Here is a 21,016-nt window from a genome sequence, read left to right as displayed (position 1 = left end):
GATCGATTCTTAGTTGGATTATCTTGGATAGCTAAACTTCAATTTATCCCAGAAAAGAGCTGCTTCGGGACGGTCAAATGCCACCGGAGTCTGCGGTGCGTTCTGGTTCAGGGTAGTTTCCTGAGCGGGCTGCGGCAAACGCAACGGGAAGTTACGAATCTGCTGAATGGGTACCTGCAGGTTGTTGGGCAGGCCCGTACGGCGGAAAGCATTGTAGATTTCGAAACCATTGCCCAGATTGCTGAAGAATGCCTGCCTAAGGGCTACATTCAGTTTTTGGGTGGCATTGGGGGCTTCGTCATAGCGTTTGAGGTTAAGATTCACGAAGCTGTCGATGGAAGCGGCTGTCGGTGCTACTGCAGTGGCATCAGACGCCAGACCCAGTGCTACTACTTTGGCAATCTGCTCACGAATGGCTTTTTCAAACAAAGTACGGGCATCTCCCTCGATTCCAAGCGCCAGAATGGCTTCAATCTGATAGTACTTTGTCATCCAGCTTGTGATGAAAGGTACGATTCCATCACCCGCCCGGTTTGCGCCGGTTCCGCCTGTTCTACCGGCGGTTGGTCCGTCATAAGCACCAGCCGCGGGGTAGGTACCTGGGGAAAGACGGTAATTCACATCGTTAGGTACCCCCGAAGCATCTCCCCGGTCGCGACCAAAGAAACCTGCCAGGTACTGACGGTCAGCCGCCGTAAACGTTTTGCCCTTATCGGTATACAGCTGCTTGATCACGTTCGGGTTCAAGGCCATATAGGCATAGGTACATCCGGCTAGCTGTGAGCAGGGAATTGTCGAGCGGTCCGTAGGATCCTCGGGGTTCAGCACGTAGTTGGTCTGCCGCTTGAAATAGAAAGGCAGACGGGGATCGTCGTCGCGCAGCATCTCAAATACCGGCTGGTGCAGGAAATACGTGAAGCCGCTCTCGGAGTTCACATACGCCGACTGAAACCAGGGGTGGCGTCCATCAGGTACCGCCAGGCGGTTGTATTTGAACTGGAAGTCATCTGCTGCCGCCGTAATGTAATCGCCCCCGTCCAGAATCGCCTTAATCTCGGCCGCAGCCGTTGGGCGGTCCAAACGTGAGTTGATCAACAACCGCAGCTTCACAGACTTGGCCAGTTTACGCCATCTTGTAATGTTTCCGCTATAGAAAAGGTCACCGGTTACTGAGGTAGGCGCCGTTTTGGCAAAATTAGCTACGGCATCGTCACACAGTTTGATGAGATCTTCATAAATCACCTTATCATCATCAAACGCGGGATTGATGTTGCTTTCGGCGTAGCCTCCGGCAAAAGCCTGGGAATAGGGCACTTCTCCGAACATATCTACCAGGATACTGAAAAAATACGCCTTCATGGTTTGGGCGACACCCAGGTAGTGCGGATTCTGGCCCGAAGCCTGAGCCGCCACGATGATTTCTTCCAGATCCTTCATAGGACCTGAATAGAACGAGTTCCAGCTACCGTTGTACGAGTTGAAGTTCAAATCGTAGGTATCGCTGCTGGAAAGCCAGCCCGTGAATCCGAGGGCGCTATAATTCAGACCCTGGAAGAAATCGACCGCACCCAACTGAGCGGAGGGAAGCAACAGCGCGAAATCAGCCGAAGAGGGGTTGTTGGGGTCTTTGTTAATATCCAGATCGAATAGGCTGCAACTTCCCATGGAAACAAGCAAACCCAGAGTCAGGAGCCATTTATAAGTTTTTTTGATAAATTTCATAGTTCTAGAATATCGTATTTGATTGATTAACAACTCCTATTCTTAGAAAGTCAACACCAGGTTGGCCCCCAAACGGCGCGTTGTGGGCTGTGCTCCCAAATCGAAGCCCTGGATGTTTGAATCAGGGAAGGACGACAATGTTTCAGGATCGAAATTCAGCCCTTTCAGCATGTTGGGCGTGCTGAACCACAGGTTACGACCGGATATGGTAATACGGGCGCTTCCAAAAGGTGTTTTATTCAACAGGCTTTTGGGTACTGAATAGCCCAGTGACAACTCACGCAGACGTAGCGTGGTAATGTCGTACACATTTACTTCATCCTGACCATACGCACCATATCCGCTTGAGAAGTGCGAATCGAAGGCCGTAATACCCGTCGTATTTTTGATTGGCTGGCCATCATCACCCAGAATCGCCTCATAGGTACCAGGGTCTCCGTACACCCCCGGAACCACACGCAGTCCCTCACGATCGGTCGAGTTGGCCAGTTGTCCCCGCAGCAGCAACGAAGCCGCCGTAGCTGAGTACATCTGTCCGCCCTGCCGCCAATCCAGCAAACCTGTCAGTGTGAATCCTTTGAATGAGAAGGTGTTGGTCCAGCCCAGTGTAAAGTTGGCGTTAGGGTTGCCAATGATTTGTGAAGTAGCCATACCGAACGGCAAGCCCAGCGTTTCGTTGATCAGAAGATTGCCTTCCGAATCACGGGCATTCTTAGTACCGAAAATTTGACCGTATGGTTCGCCCGTGCGGTGGATGGTTCCCAAAGCGGAGCTACCCGTACCACCCAGGAAGATCTCGCCCTGAGGACCGGCATCTTTTACGATAGACCGGATGCGGGTAAAGGCCACATTACTGTTCCACTCAAAACCGTTGCTTAACCGCACCGGAACCAAAGTAAGGCCAATTTCCCAGCCCTTGTTGTTGATCCAGCCGGCATTTACCACTTTGTAGTCATATCCAGACGACGAGGCAATGCGTTGTTGTACAATCTGATCACGGGCATCGGAATTAAACCAGGTTACGTCGATTCCTACGCGGTTGTTGAACAGCTGGGCTTCAAAACCTGCTTCAAGCTCCGTCTTGAACTCAGGCCGCAGTTCGGCATTGTTCAGGGTATTGCTGGCCGTAGCATTATAGAAGACAGCACCGGCGTAGTTTCTATAAGCAGTTCCCAGAGGGTACACGTTGAAGATGTTGTAGGGATCGGTATCCGAACCCACTTTACCATACGCAGCACGCAGTTTCAGGTTATCCACCGCAGCCGGGAATTTCAGCGCTTCCGACAGAATGAAGGAGAACGTAGCCGCAGGATAGAAATAGGTGCGGTTGTCGACGGGCAGGGTCGAAGACCAGTCCTTACGGCCGGTCAAGCCGACAAACACCATGTTATTGTAGCCAAACTGCATGTCGGCATACACACCATAAAGTCGACGTAACGAGCGGGAATCCTGATTTACAATTTGGGTAGCCGTAGCGCTGGCGTTAGTAACGGCTTTGGATATGATATCCGTTCCGGTTACTATCTGACGGTTACGAGCCCGCTGGTTGGCGTTACCTCCTATGATGGCGCGGAAGGAAATTGATTCGCTGATATCCTTGTTAATGGAGATAATGGCGTTGTAATCCTGCTCAGTGAAAGTCTGATTATCATTCCGGATAAATCCCAGAGGGGCAGAGACACCACCCTTGGCCTGAGAGCGTACACGGGCATCCGTATACGTGTTGATTCCTCCTTTTACCAGTACATTCAACCAATCTGTGATGTCGTATGACAGTGTCATATTACCATAAGCCCGGTTTACATTACTGGTCGAACGGTTGTATTTAAGGCTCCAGTAAGGATTGTCAAGCGCACGGTAGAACAGATTGTCACCCGAGGCGGGGTATTCATAGGGAAGGCCGTTCAGGTCAAAGTTACGGGGCAGGTAGAAAATACGTCCGAAGATTGATCCTTCGTTGCCATATCCGCCGTAATCGGTGTAGAAGCCGGCACCAAGGGGAGGGTTATCCGTTGTGGTATTCACGTAGTTGACGGTACCACTTACATTCAGCTTGTTAGCCAGTACTGCCGTACCCCCGAAGCTAATCGAAGTACGGGTACCTTTCTGTGAAGGAACGATACCTTCGTTGGTCATCCGTGAGAGTGTAGCATTCAAGCTGGTTTTGTCGCCGGTCGAGCTAATGTTCAGACCGTTTTCGATCAACTTGCCATCCTGGAAAAATCCGCCTACGATATCATGGGGTACCAGGGCATAGGGAAGGCCGTTGCCATACTGGTCGCACATATCGGGAAAGGCCACGCAGAAATTAGGACGGGGAGCCAGTGGGTTCTCCGCAAAGCCAGCGGGATAGGGCTTTCCTTTGTCAGGTCCGAAGCGGTACAAGCTCACATCCTTGGTGTAACGCTGGCGTCCACCGAAATTTTCCTGATTGACCCGATCGACCTCCGAAGGGAAGGGGGAACCCCAGTTCCCAATAAAACCACCATTGTAGTTTCCGTTCGAACCCTGCATGTACACATCCTGGTATTCAGGGAGTTTTGAAATCTGCTCCTGGTTATAGGACGAATTGAGGGTAACTTCTAGTCCTTTGCGGGCCTTCTTACTACCCGCTTTGGTCGTGATCAGAATAACCCCGTTCACCGCACGCGAACCATACAGGGCGGCCGCTGCAGCTCCCTTAAGTACCGACACCGACTCGATGTTGTTGGGATCAATGTCGTACGCCCGGTTGGAAGCGCCCGTGTTGGAAGCAAAGCTACCCGCGCCGCCCGCACTTACCGAGTTGTCGAACGGAATTCCGTCTACTACGAACAAGGGCTGAGTCGAGCCAGTCAGCGAGTTGAAACCCCGGATGTTGATCTTGGTAGCCTGGCCGGGAGCACCGCCGCCCCCTGTTACGGTCACGCCGGGCATCTTGGCCGACAGGGCACGCAGGGGATCCGGCTCGGAGCGCTGGGCAATTGCATCGGCATCAACGCCCGTTACGGCATAGCCGAGGCCCTTTTTCTCGCGCTGGATACCGATGGCTGTCACCACTACTTCCTGCAGATTCTTGGTGTCAGATGCCAATTGCACATTGACTACCGACCGGTTGCCAACCTCAATCTCCTGGGTTACGGTACCCACGAAACTAAAAACCAGCGTAGCATTGGAAGAGGGTACATTGACGGAGTAGTTGCCGTCAGCATCGGTGTTCGTACCGGTGTTGCTACCCTTCACAACCACCGATACTCCGGGAAGCGCGCTACCGTCTTCGGCAGAGCTGATCTTGCCGGTCACTTTTCGGTCCTGGGCATAGGAATACACCCAAGTCGAGCACACCACTAAGAGGCTCAACAGTAAATTTTTCCTCATTTACGATTTAGTTTAGGTTAAAAAATGGTAATCCTTCTGGCAAATGTAATTAATCAAAAATACAATTCAAATCTTCGTGTTTAAATTTAATTTGCCAAACATTATACATTTTACCTGACGCTTCGATGAAATATAATTCTGATTGTAATACTTAAATATTAGTTACAAATTATTATAATGCATTTTTCCGCTATCTGACGGTATATTCTTTTGAGATACATATAGTTAAAAGGACACTAATTAGTTAAGCAATAGTATGCTTACAGCGTATCTTGTCTTAGAAACATGCAATCCTAAAAAGAGCCGTTATTTTTTATACTCTAGAAGATGGAATACGGAAGCCTCAGGCCAGGGAAGGAGTCTGCCGGAGTACTTGACGGGCATGACGATACCCCAGAACGAAAAGCTCGCGGGCTTTTCGGAGATCGTATACGGAATAATCGCCCAGTTGTGGAGATTCAATCAATAGCTGGCATTTTTCGAATCGCTCCATTGTTTTGGCGTGTACCGCCAAAATAAGACTGCGTGCCAGTACTTCACGGGTACTTTGGGGAGGACGCTGCAGCTTGAACGGATTACAATGTACCCCAATAATATAATCAGCTACGCCTTCGAGGGGCTCAACGGGCATGTTGCTGAGTACCCCGCCATCGACCAGATAATGCCCTCCAAACTGCATAGGGGCAAATAAACCCGGCAGACAACTGGACGCCAGCACCGGACGGGCCAGTTCACCTTCGCTGAAATAGATGGTTTTGCCCAGATAAATATCGGTAGCTGAAACAATGAGAGGTACCTTGAGGGACTCAAAGGTATTTTCTGGTATGTATTTTCGATAGAAAGTTTCCAGCCGGTCCAACAGCAGTAGCCCGCTGCCGGCAAAGGTAGGCCGCATATACCGAACGAAATTGGTGCTTACGATCATTTCCAGAATCTCATCCGGACTATATCCATAGGCCAGCAGCCCCCCTGCAATGGCTCCCGCGCTGGTACCACTAATAATATCGGGACGAATGCCATGTTCATATAACGCCTTCACCGCACCCAGGTGCGATACGCCCCGCGCGCCACCTCCGGATAGTACAAGTCCAATTTTCATAACTGCCATGGCCGACTCTGGATAGGTAGTCAGCGTTTTAGTAACGGCTAACCCTCTCCGATAGTTTACAGAAAGGCAGCCATTGGTCCCCGTTCTCTGATCCTTATCCCCTTTTCGGTTTTTTCTACAACGGCGGCTTCGTAGACAGGGTCGTGCTCGAAAAGCAGAATACAGTTTTTTTCCACTGCGCGGCTTAGCACCTGCTCCTTTTCCTGCATCGTCAGCAGAGGTCGCACATCATAGGCCATTACCCAGGGCAGAGACACATGCGCCGACGAAGGAATCAGGTCGGCAGCGTAGATGATCTGATTGCCGTTGTACTCAATCACAGGCAGCATCATTTGCTCGGTATGGCCATTCACATGGATGAAATTTAGGTTCTGGAAAGGCGAAGAACCGGCTTCAATATAGTTGAGTTGGTCCGAAGCCTGAATAGGCAGGATATTCTCCTTCAGAAACGATGCCCGTTCGCGGGGATTAGGATTCAGCGCCCACTGCCAGTGTTCGGTATTGGACCAGTAGGTGGCATTGGGGAAAGTCGGGCGCAGTCCGTTCGGTCCGTTTACGACGGCCCCCCTACATGGTCGAAATGCAGGTGGGTCAGCACTACATCCGTAATATCCTCCGGTTTGAATCCCGCTTTCCCAATCGATTTCAATAGCGTAGCGTCGCCATGCAGATCATAATGTCCAAAGAATTTTTCATCCTGCTTATCGCCCAGTCCGGTATCTATCAGAATCAGCCGGTCATTCTCCTCGATTAGCAGGCAGCGCATAGCCCAGGTACAGCGGTTTTGGTCGTCGGCAGGATTGTGCCTGTTCCATAATACTTTGGGCACGACCCCAAACATGGCTCCGCCATCAAGTTTGAAAAATCCGGTGTCAATAATGTGTAGCTTCAAGGGAGTGATACAGGTTAGTGATGAAATAACCCGAACGATTGGTAGGGAGCTATAGGAATTGATCGGATCGGGAGACCCCAAAAATACGAACTATGGAGCAAATAGAGGAATCCGGGAGCTTGTTCACGTCCTTCTTGGTCGGAATTCAGTTGGAAAAAATAAAAAAGCAGAACCTTATCGATAGCTTTAATGATACCGTTTACAGTCTTAGGCATATACGCTCACAAGGTACCTGACATCGTTATCGGCCGACGCTTCGAGAAGGTGGAAGGTAGCGGGCGCTGAGCGCTGGAAAGGAATTTCTGTTTATTTCTTTCCTATTCTGGCTCCACTGAAATATCTGCAGTCGGTTGCCATTATTGGCAATGACAATCCAGGTAACTCCGTCGGTCCGCTGGAGGGTAACGAGCCCTTTGGCTTCTTTGTCAGCCAGAATCCCCGGGTTGGGACTGTAACGGAAGGCCCCTTTTCCCGCTCCGAGCAGCAGGGTACCTTTAGAGGCATCCTGCCAACCCCCGACAGTTTCGGAAGCATAGGAATTTCCGACCAGAAGTGCATCAAGGTACCCGTCATGGTTGAAGTCTTCGGTCCAAATGCCATACACAGGAGCAAATTGTGCCTCCTGAGGAAGCGGATGGGGTTTGAAGGTGGTACCTGTATTCTCGAAGTACATGGTTCTCAATTCGGTACAGCTCAGGTGGTAAGCCGACTGGATTTCTTCTTCCGTGAATGACTCCTCAAACGTAGCCGTTGCAAAGGACTGGAAATCCGAGAATCGCCGCTTCATGGACGGAATCTGGGAGGTTATTAAATCGCGGGTAGGCAGAATCCACTTTCGATTGCCATTGAACTCAGTCAGGATGGGATCTATGCGCCCGTTATTGTCAAAATCAGCGGCATATACTTCAAGGGGTTCATCTGGCGAAGCTCTGTACTTGGTGTTCAATCCCAGGTTACCGGCCATGAGGTCCAAATCACCATCCTGATCAAAATCCCGGGCGGTCAGAGTATTCCACCAGCCGCTTGAGCCCGGTACCTTATGTACAGAAAATTGCTTTCCTGCCTGATTGGAAAGAATGGTTATGGGCATCCACTCTCCGCACAAAGCCAGGTCCGGCCAGCCATCACGATCCGTATCAGCCCATGCGGCCGACGTAACCAGCCCCAGAGTCCGAAGGCTGGGCGCCAGTTGATCCGTGACGTCAAGGAAGCGCCCTCCCCTATTTTCGAGCAGGAAGCTCTTCCCAGGCATGGGGTATTGACCCGGAATAAGGCGGCTGCCCCGGAATAAATCCAGGTCACCATCCTGGTCAAAATCCCCCGCTACTACGCACGATCCGCTAATATCGATAGTGGGAAGAGACTGCCTGCTCAGAGAGAAGTTGCCAACGCCATCATTCAGGTATAGTCGATCCTGATAGGCGGCAGAGGTACCCTCGGCGTGGCTCCCCCCGCTGACGACATATAAATCGGAGTCGCCGTCCTGGTCGGCATCAAAAAACAAGGCTCCGGTGTCCTCCTGATTGGCTTCCTTAGGTACCTTGGTTTTGAAGAACCGACCATTGGCCTGCTGTAGATACAGGTAGCTTTCCTGCTCGAAATCAGACCCGATGAACAGGTCATCCAGCCCGTTGCCATCGACGTCCGCTACGGCTAAGGGAGGGCCGTTCTGTGACTGCTTATGGGGCAGCAGGGGCGTGCGGGCAAAGTCGTTGAACTCAGTTTCTGTGTGTGTATAGTCCAGCCCCCATAATTGGGGATCAATTTCCTGAAAATAAGCCGGGGTAGTAGGCAGAGGCTGTTTATAAATACCCATCGGGCGATAGGGAATATGCAGCAACTGATTGGCGGGAATGTTTCGCAGCACTTGATATTGTCCGTTATTCCAGATGATTTCCACGGAATCAACCTTCGCTGCGTTTCCCAAACCGAAATGCAGAAAAGGTTCTACGGACGATACGTACCCCCGCGTCGGGTTCAATTCTGCCGTTTGCACTTTGCTATTATAGTAAAGATTGACTTTCGTTCCCAGCGCCGAATTGCGGTCGAGAGTAAGCCGGAGCCAGGTGTTATTTTCGGGTACTTTTTTCTGGCTCTCTTGATTGAGGGTATTCTCATAGACGAACGCCTCATCGTCGATAGCATTAATCACGATATCCAAATCGCCATCGTTGTCCAGATCGGCATAAGCCGCTCCGTTGGAAAAGCTGGGCGCATCAAAGCCCCACTTTTCAGAAACGTCCTCAAAGGCCAGGGTACCTTCGCCCCCCCGGTTGCGGTAGCAGTAGTTGGCTAGTTTGACTTCGGGAAGCTGCAGGAGCTGCTGGTAGGCCTTCGCATTCTTCTTCTGACCTTCACCAAAGCCACCCGCGTGCAGATCGGCCAGATAGGCCGTAAAATCCAGATTCGTTACATCGCGGCGGTAGCCGTTGGTGATCAGTAGGTCGCGGTACCCGTCATTGTCAAAATCGGCGAAAAGAGGAGCCCAACTCCAGTCCGTTCTGTCGACACCCGCCAGTTGTGATATATCCGAAAAGTTTGGCCTAGAGGGTACCCCTTCCTGCATCCCTCCGCTCTGCCCACGGTTCAGCTGTAAGGTATTGCGCATGAACTGCGGCTGGTACCCCATCGCTAGGTCCATCTGAAAGCGATTGTAGTTATAGCCGGGCAGCATCATTTTTCGCCGTTCGTTGGTGCCGGGCAACATATCGACTACCATAATATCAGGCAATTGGTCATTGTCGATATCGGCGATATCGACCCCCATGGCATTGTGAGTCTGGTGGGTAAGGTAGTCGGGGGCGCGATTCGTAAAGGTTCCGTTGCGGTTATTGACCCAGATCAAATCATTGGATAAGAAATCATTGGAACAGTAGATATCTTCCCAGCCGTCGCCGTTGAGATCGCTGACGGCGATTCCCAGCCCGTATCCTTCCGTAAGAATGCCCGCTTCGCGGGTGACGTTAGCAAACACCGGATGGCCCGCCGCGCCTACCCCCTCGTTCCGGTACAGGCGGTCGTTGGAGGCCGCTTCGCCCTTCACATGCTTGGGGCGCAGGGCGTTGCGATTGTGCTGGTCGAGGGCATTGGTAAGTACGTAGGCGTCCAGGTCGCCGTCGTGATCGTAGTCAAAAAAAGCGGTTTGGGTACTGTATCCGCAATCGTCCAGTCCATAAACCTGCGCCTGCTCGCGGAAGGTTACAGGCTTTCCGGCACCGCTGGCCTGATTGACAAACAGTAAATTGCGCCGCCGGGTCGTATCCGGGCCGAAGCCCGCCACGCTGACGTATATATCGTCCCAGCCATCCTGGTTGATATCCACTACCGTCACGCCCGTGCACCAGGCGTTGGTACCTACCCCCGCTTCTTTCGTGATATCCTTGAATGTCAATGGTTTTCCGGCCAGTTGCCCCTGATTGAGGTACAATCGACAGGAAACCTGATTGCCGGTAAAGAATACATCCTGCCAGCCATCCTTATTGAAGTCGCCGATTCCTACGCCCCCGCCATTATAGAGGTACTCGAACCGCAATACATTGAGTGAGTCGGATTCCTGTATCCGGTTATTGAACGATATGCCCGTGCGCGAGGACGGAAGCTGACGGAACAGCTTCGCGGGAGGTTGCGGGACAAGGGCCCACACCACCAGGGCCAGTACGGGAATCAACAGCAGCAGTGGTCGCATGGTTTTAGGCTGGTTGAGTGGGGTCGGTTTCATAAAGAACCGCGGGGTATGAATTGCATCGGAATGCGGACGGTTTGCTTCTGATTGCGGGTGATGATAGCACTCAGATTTCGGGCAATGGCGGATACGTCCGTTTTTATGACGGAAATACCGCCGCCGACGATGGTCTTGAAACTGGCATCGTTGAAAGACACGACGCCTACCTGCTGCCCCAACATCCACCGCTTGGAAATTACCTCCTGCACAGTTTTTACCAGATCCTCGTCATCAAAGAGCAGGTACGCCGATTCTTTCTGAAGAGGCACTTCGTCTACCGCGTCCATCACGCGACCTTTCAGGCCGTATTTCTCCGTAAACGACCAGAACGTATTGTACCACTCGGCGGGGATATATTGGTTGTCTGTGGTGATAAAATTGAGAACGGGGTACTTCCGAAACAGGCTGGCGGTCTGTTCAAGTACCTGCCTGAACTGGTCACTGTCTCCAAAGCGCACCGATGCACATTTGATGGAAGAAACTATGCTGGAGTCATCCAGAAGGATGAGGCGCTCGGTGGGGATTTTATTCAGTACTTTCCTCAGCTCGTCCGTCTCGAATAGATGGTGGGCCATCAGGACGAAATAATGGTAGTGGCCAGCCTGATTTTCCAAACTGTCCAGAAGGTACTTATGCTGATATTCGTACGTATAAATATCTACCTTATAGCCTTTTCCCAGTTGCTCGCTGACAGCATTGAAAAGGGTCCGGTTGCTCTCGTTGATTTTACCCGTCAGGAACAGAACCCTTTTCAGGGCCCGGCCCTGGGCAATGAAAAAGCCCTGGCGGTACAACGAGGTGATGTGTCCACTCTTCAGCAGGGTACCATACGCTTTTTCCACCGTGGCGCGGGCCATGTAATGTTCGGTGCTGGCTTCGTTGATGGAAGGCAACCGATCGCCGGGCTTGAATACCCCCGCTTCGATCTGGGATATGATGCCGTTGGCAATCTGTAGAAATTTAGGGGTACCTCCCCGTTCGTCGATGCGTAAAAAGCCCGCCCGTATGTTTGTCGTTTGTCCAATCATCGTTTTTGCGGTTTTGCGTGGAATTATTAGCCAGTCACTGAATCCGCTTCCTGAAACACGGTCTGGATAGTGACACGAAAGTAGGGAAGCAGAGCGTAACTGACTTAGACGATTCGTGCAAAAACTTGGACATTTTTCACATAACATATTCATCAACAAGCTATTTCAAAAAAAGTAGACCGAAGAAAGTCTTCGGTCTACTTTGAACATCGGCCTAATGGAAACTAATCTCTCGTTAGGGTAGCTGGCGGAAAATCAGTACCCTGGGTTTTGGACAATATTGGGGTTCAGGTTGGTTTCAATATCCGGGATGGGGTAATACAAATTCTTATTCACATCGAACGAAACGTCATTACGGGCCGAGCTCCAGTCCCAGGTAGCCAGGTTGATCTTGCCTCCCAAATGCCAGCGGCGCAGGTCGAACCAACGGGCTCCTTCTTCACCTGCCAGTTCTCGAAAACGTTCAGCCATGATCCAGTCAAATATCTTGGCCTTGTCGGTTTCGGTGGTGGAGAAATTGGCCGGTACCGTTCCGTTAGGTACCATCTCACGCGCCCGGGTCCGGATCTGATTGATCAGTCCGATCGCTTCGGCCGTCGAACCGCCCGATTCGAGGATGGCCTCGGCTTTCAGCAAAAGCACATCGGAGTAGCGCAGGATGCGGGCATTGTTGACCGACGCTACCCCTGACTGTGATTTCTGATCGCCCGTGTGCCAGTATTTGTAGAAAATGAGCGTCTGTGGGTCAAGGGTCGAGGCGATGCGCGGATCACCCGCTTCGAAGGCGTTAACCAGCTTTTGCGTAGCCGTATAGCGGGGTTGCCCGCCCAGTTGCGAAGAACCTTCGTACCATCCCCAAAATCCGGAGGTCGAGCCCACGCCATTGCGCTGGAAATCGTTGGCCAGCCAGACATTGTCGTTATCGGGCTGTGAAGCCTGGAACTCAAACAGCGATTCAGCGTTATTTTCGGTTTTAGCGTCGAAATTGTCATTAAAATCGGCCACCAGACGCACGCCCGTTATTTTGTTAAAGGCCGCGATGGCCGCGGTGTAATCCGTCGTATTTTTCTTGACCGATCCCCGGAATACCAGCGCCTTCCCCAGCATACCATTGGCCGAATTGCTCGTTACCCGGCCGCGATTCATATCATCCCAGGCAGCGGGGAGCAGCGTGGCTGCTTCGGTCAGGTCTTTGATGGCCTGGTCGATCAGCTCGGTATCCTTGGAACTGGGTGGAGTGGTCTGATCGGGTGTCTGAATCCGTTCGGTAATCAACGGGGCCGTTCCGTAATAATTCCAGAGCAGGAAATTGGTATATCCGCGCAGGAACAGCGCTTCACCCCGAAAACTGTTTTTCAGGTTGGGCGTCTGAATGATCCCGCTCTCCTCATCCAGTTTCTGGAGCGTCGTGTTGGCCCGGTTGATCAACTGATAGGCGGTGCGATAAAATACCTGGTTCTGACTGGTGGATGGCTGCAGGGTTCCAAAAATCTCGAAGGCGTAAGTACCTGTAGACGTGATGTCGTCGCCGGGAAGCTGCCAGAATCCATGGATCGGCGAGTTCGCATTGAACCAGTAGAAATCCGTCAATTTGGCGTAAATCCCCAACACACTTTTATTAAAGTCCGATTCTTCGGTGAAGTAGGAGGCTTCGGTGGGTGAGAGCGGTTGCAGATCCAACCGCTTTTCGTTACAACTGGCGTAGATCAGTATAGTAAAAGCGAAGGCAAACAGAGAAATTACAGAATATTTTTTCATGATAGCGAGTTAGAAAGAAGCGGTGATACCCAGTGTTACAGAACGTACGGGGGGAATAAGTTCGGAGCCTCCCCGGTCGATATCCTCGGGATCGGGGCCGGTCCAAGGTGTAATGACAAACAGATTCGTAGCCCCCACGTAAGCCCGCAGACCATTGATAAAACCCAGTGATTTGGTAAGCGAGGCAGGGATCGAATAGCCCAGTTGTACGTTTTTCAGGCGCAGGAAAGCCGCACTTTCCACAAAGCGGTCCGAGAATCGGTTGTTGTTGGCGGGGTCGGAACGTACCGCGCGCGGCATCGTGGTCGACGGATTCTCGGGCGTCCAGCGATCGAGGGTCGTGGTCCACTGATTCGTGCCGGTACTGCTCATGCTCTCGCCCGCGGCCCGCCAGGAATTGTAGCGGTACACATCTCCCACCCCCTGAAAAAAGATAGACAGATCGAACCCCTTGTAGCTTCCACCCAGATTTACTCCGTAGTAATAACCCGGAATCGTACTGCCCAGAAAGGTTCGGTCGTTGGAGTTGACCACGCCATCCGGCGTATCCGAAGGCAATTGTCCGGCCTCGGTGGGGTTGCCCTTCACATCCTGAAAGTACATATCGCCCGGAGCAAAATTATTGTTGTTGGTCGCGTCGGAGTATTGGGATTTCCAGGTATCTATTTCGGACTGATTCTGGAAAATACCCCCCACCTTGTACCCCCACAGGTAACCGATGGGCTTACCGACTTCGATGCGTCCGAATTCACCACCAAAGGGCTGATTTTGAAACGTCGATACCACCGCGTTTTTAGTCGTGGTCAGATTGCCGGATAGGTTGTACTGGAAATCGTCCCCGATCGAACCATTGTAGCCCAGTTGAAACTCCACCCCACTGTTGCGGACCGAGGCAATGTTCAGAATGGGCTGATTCTGATTTCCCACGCTGGCCGCCAGGTTGGCTGACTGTAGAATGCCGGACGTGAGGCGGTTGTAATACTCTACAGTGGCGGTCAGCTTCCCGTTAAAGAACGAAGCGTCCACTCCCAGGCTACTGGTGGTGCTTACCTCCCACGTCAGGTTCTGCACCGGGAAATCGGGTAGCGACACCCCATTGAGCAGGGTACCTATGGCATTGCCATTGCCCGACCCCAAGGCATAATCCGGAGCATCGGAAACGAGCGACAGGTAGGCAAATGAGCGTGTTTCCTGATTTCCCAGCTTACCCCATCCCCCCCGGATTTTCAGGTCGTCGATAAAGGTAGCCGATTTCATGAAGGGCTCCGCGCTGATGCGCCAGGCCGCCGAAATGGCCGGGAAAGTACCCCATTTGTACCCGGGGGCAAACCGCGATGCTCCGTCCCGGCGCAGTGTAGCGTCCAGATAGTATCGGCTGGCGTAGTGATAGCTGACGCGCCCCAGGTACCCCTGCAGCGCGTTGATATCGCGCAGGGAACTGACATTGGTGTAAGGCTGGATGTTGGTGAGACTGCGAAATTGAGGTTGTGAAAACTGGATCTGGGAGGCACCGCCCTGCAAGAACTCATACACATAGCGCTGGTCCATGGCGTTGGCCAGCAGATCGAGATGGTGGTCGCCAAAGGCTTTGGTGTAGTTGATACTAAACTCCTTGACGATGTTGGTGTTGCGGGTATGGCGTTCGCCGTAGGTACCCTTCGAGGTACCATCGCCCACCGAATAGGGATTGCCAGGATTCTGCAGGAACAGGTAGTTGCGGACATCCGTCCAGCTGTTGCGGCGATTGTAGTAAAAGTCGGCGCTCAGAGTACCTTTGAAGCGCAGGCCGGGTAAAGGCTCCAGCTGAATAAACGCCGTTCCGATGTTGCGCAGCAGCGTATAGCGGTTATCGGTGGTTGCCGCTGAGCCAAAGCTGTTATTATTGGTTTCAGGCCCCCACAGCAGTGTCGACTGGTCGATGACAAAGGGTGGAATGGAAGGCAGGTACTGGGGACGCGCGCTAAGGGGCGCGCCCAGCTCGGGGTTGGGCGCAAAGGTCACGTTCACCGAAGGCGCGTAGCCCAGCGGTCCGTCAGCATCGTAAATCGGTTGCCAGGGTGAAGTATCGGCCGCGTACTGCAGGGCGCTGGGCGTATTATCCAGCGCTTCCGAGTACGCCAACCGGTAGGTGAGCCCGGTCGAGAGGTACTTCGAAATTTTGGTATCGACATTGGTCGCCAGCGTGTAGCGTTTCAGATTATTCTGAATCAGCGGACCTTCCGTATCCGTATACCCCGCCGACACATAGTAACGGGTCGACTCATTGCCTCCCGATACGCGCAGGCTGTAATCGGTGTTGGGCGCGTTCCGGTTCAGCAGGGGCGTCTGCCAGTCGGTAGTAGGTAGATTGCCGAGATAGTTGGGGCTATCCGGATTGAATTGTGCGGGCAGGTTGACGGCCTCATTGGGATTGTTCGCGTAGGCTTCGCGGTACAGGGCCGTAAATTGGGGTACATCCAGCATATTCAGCTTTTTGGTTACGTTCTGAATACTGTGCGACAGGGAAAAATCCACTTTCGGGGCGCCTTTCGCACCTTTTTTGGTCGTAATCAGCACCACGCCGTTGGCGGCCCGCACGCCATAAATGGCCGCCGCCGACGCGTCTTTAAGCACAGAAATAGACTCGATGTCATTCGGGTTGATCATCGACAGTACGTTTACATTGCCCCGGATGTCGCGCGTAATGGATCCTGAGGCGTTGTCGGTACCCGAACCGAATTCCGTAAGGGGAATCCCGTCGACCACATACAGGGGCTCGGCGTTACCGAAGGTACCCACGCCCCTGATCCGCACCTGAGGCCGGGCCAGCGGACTACCGCCGGGGGTCGACACGTACACTCCGGCCATGCGGCCCTGCATGGCCAGTTCGGGAGCCTGAGCGATGCTTTTGCTGATTTCTTTGGAGGAAACCGTCGAAATGGCCCCCGTCAGATCTTTCTTCTCGCGGGAGCCATAGCCGATCACCACGACTTCGCTCAGGGAGCTTTCTTCGGATACCAGCGAAACCGTGTACTCGCCCGCGTTGGTAATTGGAACTTCCTGGCGGGTGTAGCCCACAAACGAAACGACAAGCTGCTGCGCCGATTCGGGAACGGACAGGCTGAAGGTACCATTAGCATCCGTCGTGGTACCCTGATTCGAGCCGGCCACAATCACGCTCGCTCCGGGCAATGGGGTATTGGGGCCCGCCTCGAGTACTTTTCCTCGTAATATTCGGTTCTGGGCATAGGTACTGCCTGAAAGCAGCAGTAGCCCCACCCCGATTAGTAGTGTACCTAGACACCGGTAAAGTAGGTTCATCATGTAAGAGTCAGTAAAAGATTTGTATTTTAAGGGTGAAAATTGAAATCTTTAGAAGATAACTTTGTCCTGTTCTGTCATAGTAATGCGTATTCTGAAACCTTACCTGCTAGTACTTATCCTGGGATTTCCGGCCTATGGCCAAATCTCGTTCGCGCATCTGACAACGGCTGATGGTCTGTCGCAGAGCACCGTATGGGAAATGGTGCAGGATAAAAAAGGCTTCATCTGGATGGCTACCGCCGACGGACTGAATCGCTACGACGGCTATACATTCAAAGTCTATCGCAACCAGCCCGGCCAACCGACGAGCCTCCCCACCAGCAACCTTGGGGCTATTTATGCCGACCGGCACGGTACCCTCTGGGTCGGGCCCCGTAAAAACGGCTTGAGTCGACTTCGTGAAGACGGCGAAACTTTTGAGCATTATTCGCTCTACTCACCGGATAATCCCACCAAACAGATCAGTATTTCCTGTTTTGCCGAAGATGAAAGCCGCCTGTGGATAGGTACCGTGGAAGGGGGACTATTTTATTATGATTTTGCCCAAAAGAAAATAGCGCACTGGCAAGATCCGCGCGTGGACAATTCCATTACGGCTATGTACCGGGATGAGCAGGGGGTACTTTGGCTCGGAACCGAGCAGGGTACCCTACTCGCGCTGACGGCGTCTACGGGCGAACTGGCCGCCTACCCTATTCCGTTTATCGCCGAAGCGGCTCCGCATCATCAGACGATCAACGTCATCAAAAAAGGCCGCTGGGGCGGCTTATGGGTCGGTACAAACGGCCGAGGCTTGTTTCAGTTCGATCCTCTGGCCAAAACGTTCCGGCAGGAGCTGATCAAGCCGGGTGTGTATGAAAAAGTTAATGTCATTACGGATGTGGTGGATGACCGGACAGGAAACCTTTGGATACTGACCGATTATGGTGCCTGGCTATACCCACAGGGCGACCGCGAGAAACGGATCTACCTCCTCCCCGATAGTGAGGATGAACGTAGCCTGAGTACCCACGCCCTAAAAAAAGCGTTTTGCGATGCCGCCGGCAATGTCTGGATCGGTTCCTGGCAAGGGGGCGTCAATATCCGGTATGCCCAGCCCGAACGATTCAGTTCTTTCCGGCACCAGCCCCACAATCCGCAAAGCCTGCTGGACGACCGGGTAACGGCCGTCGCCTACGACCGGATCGGGAATTTATGGACGAGTTCGACGAAGGGCTTGACCCGGATTTCGGCCGACCGAAATGGGTTTCGGCGTTTTACGTCCGACAATTCGGCTTTGGCGGCCAATGATATCAATACGATTTGTACTACCCCGCAAGGCAATCTGCTGATCAGTACCTGGACCGCAGGTTTTGCTTTTTACGACGCCGATCAACAGCAATTTACGCCCTACCTATTGGGCGGAAAAAGCAAATCGGTGAAGGCCTTTGCCCTGTCGGCATCCGGCCACGTGTGGATCGGAACCCACGAGCGGGAGTTGTACCAGTTTGATGAGCGTACCCGGCAACTTCGCCGGGTCGATACCCGACCGCTGAGCAGTTTTTTTCAAAAACTGGATCTCAATACGCTCTGTGAGGACTCGTACGGTAATTTATGGATTGGTACCTACAATTCCGGGCTACTCCGCTGGAATCCCCGAACGGGCCGTATCCGTCATTTTACCAGCAGTCCTACGCCGGGCAGCCTGGGTAGCAACAGTATTACCACGCTATATGAGGATTCTCAAAAACGACTCTGGATCGGGACAAACGGAAACGGTTTACAGCGATTCGAGGCCCGAACCGAAAAATTTCAATCCCTGACCAGCCAGCAAGGGCTGGCCAACAACTTCATTGCCGCTATCGTCGAGGACGAAGCGCATAACCTCTGGCTCTCGACCAATGGGGGCATTTCGTGCTTCAATCCCCGCACTTTGGGTATCGAAAATTATGATCCGAGCGACGGACTCATTGGCCGGGAGTTTTTACCGGATGCCTGCGCCCGACTTCCTACGGGTGAGTTAGCTTTTGGGAATATGCTCGGCCTCGTCGTATTCCGGCCCGAGCGGGTGCGCGAAAAAACAGCGCCGCCCAAGGTGTATTTATCCAGCCTCAAATTATTTAACCGCCCCGTTAGCCCCACCGACGCCGATGCACCAACATCCGTGGATCTAACCGATGCCACGCGCCTTGTTTTCCGTCCGTCGCAATCGGTTTTCACGATTGACTTTACGGCGTTATCGTTCCTGCCCCACCGCAACATCCGGTACGCTTACCAACTGACCGGCTTTGACGACGACTGGAACTACGTAGGTTCGCAGCGATCGGCACCGTATACCAATCTGCACGAGGGCGATTATACTTTTCTGGTAAAAGCCGCCATCGGGAATGGGGACTGGAGCCCGATCAGATCGGTGCAGATCACCGTGCTGCCTCCCTGGTACCGTACCTGGTGGGCCTATTCGTTGTATACGTTACTCTTGCTAGGTACCTTGTTCGTCCTCCGACGGGTTATTCTGATTAGAGAAAGGCTTAAAGCCGATATTCGCATGAAGCAATTGGAAGCGGATGCCATCAAAGCCCTCGATGATGCCAAAACCAGCTTTTTTACAAATATTTCTCATGAATTCAGGACTCCGCTTTCGCTGATTCTGGCTCCAATGGATAAGTTGATCGGCGACCCTACCTTGGGTCAACGGTTCCAGCACCAGTTCCTGACCATCCAGCGCAATGGCCAGCGCCTGCTCAGGCTCATCAACCAACTCCTGGATTTATCGAAGTTAGAGAGTCAAAGTCTGCGTCCGGACATCAGCCGCAACGACATCGTGCCGTTCGTAGAACGTATCGTCCATTACTTTGACGAATTGGCCGAAAATAAACAGATCAACCTCATTTTTCTGTCTAATTTCGATTCCTTCGATGGGTGCTTCGATCCGGATATTGTTGAAAAGGTAGTTTACAATCTCTTATCCAACGCGCTAAAATTCACACGCCAGGGTGGGGAGATCAGGGTAGTTGTAAGCATTGATCCATCCGAAAAAAGCATAAAGTTAACGGTAAAGGATTCCGGAATTGGCGTGTCGGAAGAAGCCCAGGCCCACATTTTTGAGCGTTTCTACCAGGCCGACGGGCTGCCTGCGCAGAAGAAATCGGGTAGCGGAATTGGCCTGGCCCTGACCCGTGAGCTGGTCGAACTCCACCGGGGGCGCATTACTGTAGAAAGTACCCAATCCGTAGGTACCACGTTTTCGGTGTACCTGCCGCTGGCTGAAACGGCCTTCCCAGCCGAGTGGCTGGCCCAACCCGCCGATTCGTCGGCCGCAATGCCACAGGCGATTCTGCCCACGTTTGATCCGGAACGGCCCGCCGTATCCATCCCTACGGACAAAGCCCAACCCATTCTGCTGGTTGTGGAAGACAACGAAGAGCTCAGACAGTACCTGAGCGAGAGTTTCGCCACCAGTTACCAGGTTCTGACGGCGGCCCATGGCCGACAGGCGATTTCGCTGGCCCAGAAACATATTCCCGACCTTATTCTATCGGATTGGCTCATGCCCGAAATGGACGGTACGGAGCTTTGCCAGGCGATCCGAAGCAATGAAAAAACCAGCCATATCCCTTTCCTGCTGCTTACGTCCCGATCAGCCAACCAGAGTCAGATCCTGGCCCTCAATACTGGCATCGACGATTATATGACCAAGCCGTTCAATCTGGCCGTACTGGAAACCAAGGTGAAAAGCTTGATCCAGAACCGCCAACTCTTGCGCGAGAAATGGAGCAAAAAACTACTGGTTGCTCCCACCGAAATTCAACTCCCACCCATGGAGGAGCAGTTTATTCAAAAAGCGGTGGCCATTGTCGAAACGCACATCGACGATGCCCATTTTGACGTGGAGCAGCTGGAGCAGGCGATGAACATGAGCCGGATGCAGCTCTACCGCAAACTGAAAAGCATCGTCAATATGTCAGGTATCGAGTTTATCCGACAGGTACGGCTGAAACGCGCGGTGCAGCTTTTGGAAAGCGGCCACTTCAATGTCTCGGAAGTGGCCTGGCAGGTAGGTTTCAACGATCCTGCCTATTTCACCCGCTGTTTCAAAAAAGAATTTGGCAAAAGTCCTCAGGAGTTTCAGGCAAAGACTTAGATTA

At 52.6% G+C, this 21,016-nt stretch carries 8 protein-coding genes and 1 pseudogene; 1 reads left to right on the top strand and 8 read right to left on the bottom strand.

Going from position 1 to position 21,016, the window contains the following annotated elements:
- Nucleotides 1-18: 18 nt before the first annotated feature.
- From GBK04_RS18390 to GBK04_RS18355, 8 genes and pseudogenes are all read right to left on the bottom strand, one after another.
- Nucleotides 19-1,722 (bottom strand): SusD/RagB family nutrient-binding outer membrane lipoprotein, encoded by a 1,704-nt coding sequence (locus GBK04_RS18390; protein ID WP_152762159.1) that lies wholly within the window; start codon nucleotides 1,720-1,722, stop codon nucleotides 19-21.
- A gap of 42 nt (nucleotides 1,723-1,764) precedes the next feature.
- Nucleotides 1,765-5,079, bottom strand: a complete 3,315-nt coding sequence (locus GBK04_RS18385; RefSeq protein WP_152762157.1) for a SusC/RagA family TonB-linked outer membrane protein — start codon at nucleotides 5,077-5,079, stop codon at nucleotides 1,765-1,767.
- Nucleotides 5,080-5,422: 343 nt separating this feature from the next.
- Nucleotides 5,423-6,178 (bottom strand): patatin-like phospholipase family protein, encoded by a 756-nt coding sequence (locus tag GBK04_RS18380; RefSeq protein ID WP_152762155.1) that lies wholly within the window; start codon nucleotides 6,176-6,178, stop codon nucleotides 5,423-5,425.
- A 65-nt stretch (nucleotides 6,179-6,243) separates the two neighbouring features.
- Nucleotides 6,244-7,079 (bottom strand): annotated as a pseudogene (locus tag GBK04_RS18375) (MBL fold metallo-hydrolase).
- A gap of 241 nt (nucleotides 7,080-7,320) precedes the next feature.
- Nucleotides 7,321-10,764 (bottom strand): VCBS repeat-containing protein, encoded by a 3,444-nt coding sequence (locus tag GBK04_RS18370; protein ID WP_373331100.1) that lies wholly within the window; start codon nucleotides 10,762-10,764, stop codon nucleotides 7,321-7,323.
- Between the two features lie 29 nt (nucleotides 10,765-10,793).
- Nucleotides 10,794-11,828, bottom strand: coding sequence for a GntR family transcriptional regulator (locus GBK04_RS18365; protein ID WP_373331099.1), 1,035 nt, complete (start codon nucleotides 11,826-11,828; stop codon nucleotides 10,794-10,796).
- Between the two features lie 255 nt (nucleotides 11,829-12,083).
- Nucleotides 12,084-13,586, bottom strand: coding sequence for a RagB/SusD family nutrient uptake outer membrane protein (locus GBK04_RS18360; protein ID WP_152762149.1), 1,503 nt, complete (start codon nucleotides 13,584-13,586; stop codon nucleotides 12,084-12,086).
- 9 nt (nucleotides 13,587-13,595) lie between these two features.
- Nucleotides 13,596-16,889 (bottom strand): SusC/RagA family TonB-linked outer membrane protein, encoded by a 3,294-nt coding sequence (locus GBK04_RS18355; protein ID WP_152762147.1) that lies wholly within the window; start codon nucleotides 16,887-16,889, stop codon nucleotides 13,596-13,598.
- Nucleotides 16,890-16,971: 82 nt separating this feature from the next.
- Here GBK04_RS18355 and GBK04_RS18350 point away from each other — a divergent pair, with 82 nt between their 5' ends.
- Complete coding sequence (locus GBK04_RS18350) at nucleotides 16,972-21,012, top strand: hybrid sensor histidine kinase/response regulator transcription factor (protein WP_152762145.1); 4,041 nt, start codon at nucleotides 16,972-16,974, stop codon at nucleotides 21,010-21,012.
- Nucleotides 21,013-21,016: the final 4 nt, after the last annotated feature.

The sequence above is a fragment of the Salmonirosea aquatica genome (assembly GCF_009296315.1).
GTDB classification, from domain to species: domain Bacteria; phylum Bacteroidota; class Bacteroidia; order Cytophagales; family Spirosomataceae; genus Salmonirosea; species Salmonirosea aquatica.
Note: the sequence above shows the minus strand (reverse complement) of the source record. Positions and strands in the feature narration are given on the sequence as shown.

Excerpts from the sequence above, each read along its gene's own strand:
- GBK04_RS18390 (WP_152762159.1), bottom strand. The coding sequence starts at position 1,722 with ATGAAATTTATCAAAAAAACTTATAAATGGCTCCTGACTCTGGGTTTG.
- GBK04_RS18385 (WP_152762157.1), bottom strand. The coding sequence starts at position 5,079 with ATGAGGAAAAATTTACTGTTGAGCCTCTTAGTGGTGTGCTCGACTTGG.
- GBK04_RS18380 (WP_152762155.1), bottom strand. The coding sequence starts at position 6,178 with ATGAAAATTGGACTTGTACTATCCGGAGGTGGCGCGCGGGGCGTATCG.
- GBK04_RS18370 (WP_373331100.1), bottom strand. The coding sequence starts at position 10,764 with ATGCGACCACTGCTGCTGTTGATTCCCGTACTGGCCCTGGTGGTGTGG.
- GBK04_RS18365 (WP_373331099.1), bottom strand. The coding sequence starts at position 11,828 with ATGATTGGACAAACGACAAACATACGGGCGGGCTTTTTACGCATCGAC.
- GBK04_RS18360 (WP_152762149.1), bottom strand. The coding sequence starts at position 13,586 with ATGAAAAAATATTCTGTAATTTCTCTGTTTGCCTTCGCTTTTACTATA.
- GBK04_RS18355 (WP_152762147.1), bottom strand. The coding sequence starts at position 16,889 with ATGATGAACCTACTTTACCGGTGTCTAGGTACACTACTAATCGGGGTG.
- GBK04_RS18350 (WP_152762145.1), top strand. The coding sequence starts at position 16,972 with ATGCGTATTCTGAAACCTTACCTGCTAGTACTTATCCTGGGATTTCCG.